At 34.9% G+C, this 3,127-nt stretch carries 3 protein-coding genes; all 3 read right to left on the reverse strand.

The annotated features are described in order from the left end of the window. Positions 1–83: 83 nt before the first annotated feature. The 3 genes from ACY65O_RS02600 to ACY65O_RS02610 all read right to left on the reverse strand — a co-directional run bounded on the left by ACY65O_RS02600 (position 84) and on the right by ACY65O_RS02610 (position 3,120). Complete coding sequence (locus ACY65O_RS02600; RefSeq protein WP_462219293.1) at positions 84–1,412, reverse strand: hypothetical protein; 1,329 nt, start codon at positions 1,410–1,412, stop codon at positions 84–86. A 51-nt stretch (positions 1,413–1,463) separates the two neighbouring features. After that, a complete protein-coding gene (locus ACY65O_RS02605) occupies positions 1,464–2,840 on the reverse strand; it encodes a LutB/LldF family L-lactate oxidation iron-sulfur protein (RefSeq protein ID WP_462219294.1) in 1,377 nt (458 codons plus the stop codon). A 139-nt stretch (positions 2,841–2,979) separates the two neighbouring features. Next, positions 2,980–3,120: a helix-turn-helix transcriptional regulator gene (locus ACY65O_RS02610; RefSeq protein ID WP_462219295.1), complete on the reverse strand. Its 141-nt coding sequence runs from the start codon at positions 3,118–3,120 to the stop codon at positions 2,980–2,982. Between the last annotated feature and the right edge of the window lie 7 nt (positions 3,121–3,127).

Raw genomic sequence — 3,127 nt, forward strand, 5'->3', positions numbered from 1 at the left:
GGTATGAGAGTAAATTAAAACCATGCCGCCACAAAATAAACAACTTGCGGCACACAAACAGGATAAGTAAAATATATTTTTTACTACCTTAAATAATGTTGAAACCCAAATGCAAAACTGGCTGAGACGGCGGTATTGAAATCCGCATTTATACTTTTGGCAACATTAAAATTACTATATAAGTTCAAAAAAATTCTTGTATTGTAGTTCACAAAATAATTTCCTGCAAGGGATAAAAATGTGTTGTTATTAAATTGGGCACCTTCATAATCCCAAATAAAATTATTTGATATTGCAGTATTAATGTTGGTTCTTGTTGTTGGGTAGTAACCCCATTGCAAATAACCAATTAAACTGCTGAGAATATTTGAACCGTTAGAATTATTTATAGCCGTATTGTTGGTATATTTATTCATACTGTAACCATAAATTGTATTTAAAGATAGCCCTTTGTTAAATTGTTTTTTTATGCTTAATGCTTTAGCCTTTTCAATACCAACACTAAGTGTAAGCAATGCAAATTTAGAAAATGACTTAGACAGGCTGTCAACAGGTATTATGTTAAAAATAGTTTTTGTATTGTTTAATCCTAAAAGTGGCGTCAACGTAATGAATTTTTCTTTTCCATGTCTTCTAAATTCATTAAAAGCATAAAACCAATTGTCGTTAACTGTAGTAAAGTAATCAATGTTTTTTTCTTTTATCAACCCTTTTGTATTTAAAAAAGAATCGATTTGCTTTAGTTCAAATATATGTTTGCGCCTGAAATCGAATAAACGGGTGTTATTTATTTGTGTAATAGTTTTAGCCAGGCCATTCACATCTTCATCACTAAAATCTGCTGTAAGCAAATTATTTTTCTTTAAATCATTAAGTATATTATAAGCCATCTGTGCATCGGTAACATTTTCAATTCTCCCTTTTCCAAAACCAACGATATAAGCTACCGAGCCAAAGCCCGAATTATCTTGCCCCATATAATTATTAGTATTTTTAGCAAAGGATTGCTTTAGTACTGTTGAAAACCCTGTTTGAAAATAATTGCTTTGTTTATAATTTCTTTTTGAGGCAGATTGAGAAAGAGAATAATTAAGATTTGTGTTTAGTTGCACACCTGTGGCAAAGCTGGCCTTATTATGATAAAAACCTGCAGATGCCTGGTAAGAATAGCTAGCTAAAATTTTATCTGTACTTATAATTTTTACAGCTTCAAATTTTGGGTTAAATGAAAAATTATAGGCATTGCCTAAACCTTCTGAAGTACCAAAGCCCCCGTTGGCATTTCCACTAACCAGTGCCGATCGAAAATTGGGAGTGCGAAATTTATATTGTTGTAAAAATGCAGCAGTATTTTTTTGAGCAAATGTAATGTTGGTGGTAAATAAAAATAAGAGCAGGGTAAAAATTCTCATAAGTTTGTTTTCTCAAATGTGCAACATTTAATTTAAACAAAACGTTAATCCTTATTTCTTATACCGCTCCTTCCACATTTCATTAAAAGTTTTTTTACTGAAGTTCAATTCACTTCTGTGTGCTGCCCAGCCCTTAAACAAACCATTAACTACTTTATTTTTTAAATTACCATTGCCTAAGTTCATCATGCCTCTTTTCATAGAAGCGATCTTCCACATTTTCCACGCCATTTTTTCGCTGAAAGTTACCAGCCCTTCCTCCACACTTTCTTTTCGGTTTTCTAAAAGCAGTTCGTGTAAATTTATTTTTACCGCACACACTTCGGTACAATTGCCGCAGAGGGAAGACGCATAACTTAAATGCTTATAACTTTCCATGCCCTGTAAATGTGGTGTAATAACGCTGCCGATTGGCCCGCTGTAAGTAGCGCCGTAAGCATGGCCACCAATATTTTTATAAATAGGACAGGCATTTAAACAGGCACCGCATCTAATGCAATACAAGCTTTCTCTTTGCTTAGGATTTTTTAAAATATTTGTACGGCCATTGTCTAACAATATCACATACATTTCTTCGGGGCCGTCATTTTCGTTAGCTTGTTTTGGGCCGGTAACAATGGTATTGTACACCGTAACTTTTTGCCCTGTACCAAAAGTAGATAACAGCGGCCAAAACAAACCAAGGTCGGTCACTGACGGAATCATTTTTTCTATACCCACAATTACAATATGTGTTTTAGGAAAAGCACAACTCAATCTTGCATTGCCTTCATTTTCTGTAACGGCAATGCCACCAATATCACTGATGATAAAATTGGCGCCGGTAACGCCTACCTGTGCCTGCACATATTTTTCCCGTAAAATTTCACGGGCTTTTAAAGTAAGTTGCTGCGGTGTAAAATTTATGGGTGTACCCAATTTTTCATTAAACAGTTTAGCCACATCTTCTTTGCTCTTATGCATGGCCGGTGTTACAATATGGTAAGGTGCTTCGCCATCTAATTGCTGAATGTATTCTCCCAAATCTGTCTCCACACTTTCAATACCATTTTCTTCCATGGCTTTATTCAAATGAATTTCTTCGGTAACCATGCTCTTGCTTTTTACCAAAGAAGTACAATTTTTTTCTTTACAAATTTTTACAACTTCGGCAATTGCCTGCGCCGCATCTTCGGCCCAAATAACTTTGCCGCCACGTTTGGTAAACTGCATTTCAAATTCTTCCAGTTGCTGGTCCAGGGTTTCAATAGCACGCCATTTAATATTTTTTGCCCTTTCTCTCACCAAATGCACATCGGCAAATTGCTGTTTACCTTCGGGCACTTTTGCATTGTATTTGCCGATGTTAAAATTAATTTTACGGCGGTGCTCCAGGTCGGCCGCTTTAACGGCGCTCTTGGCTATAAATGTTTGTGAATTTTCTGACATTATATTTTTTTTAGCCCGGCTGTTGAATTTCTATTGGACTTCATTGGCAGAGTTTATCCTGAGTTTCGAAGGACTCCGTTCAACAGTGGTAATTTCTATCATCTTTTATTGCAGCAAAGATAAAGTATTGTTTTAGGTTTTATTTCCAATCCTCCTTTTCTAAAGTAAATAATTCTTCGGTAGTAACTTTTAATACACCAGCAATTTTTAAGGCTAAAATAGTTGTAGGTACATAATATCCTTTTTCTATAGAAATTATACTTTGCCTGATAACGCCGATTTTTTGT

Origin of the sequence: Ferruginibacter sp. (genome assembly GCF_031430955.1) — a bacterium.
Taxonomy (GTDB): Bacteria; Bacteroidota; Bacteroidia; order Chitinophagales; family Chitinophagaceae; genus Ferruginibacter.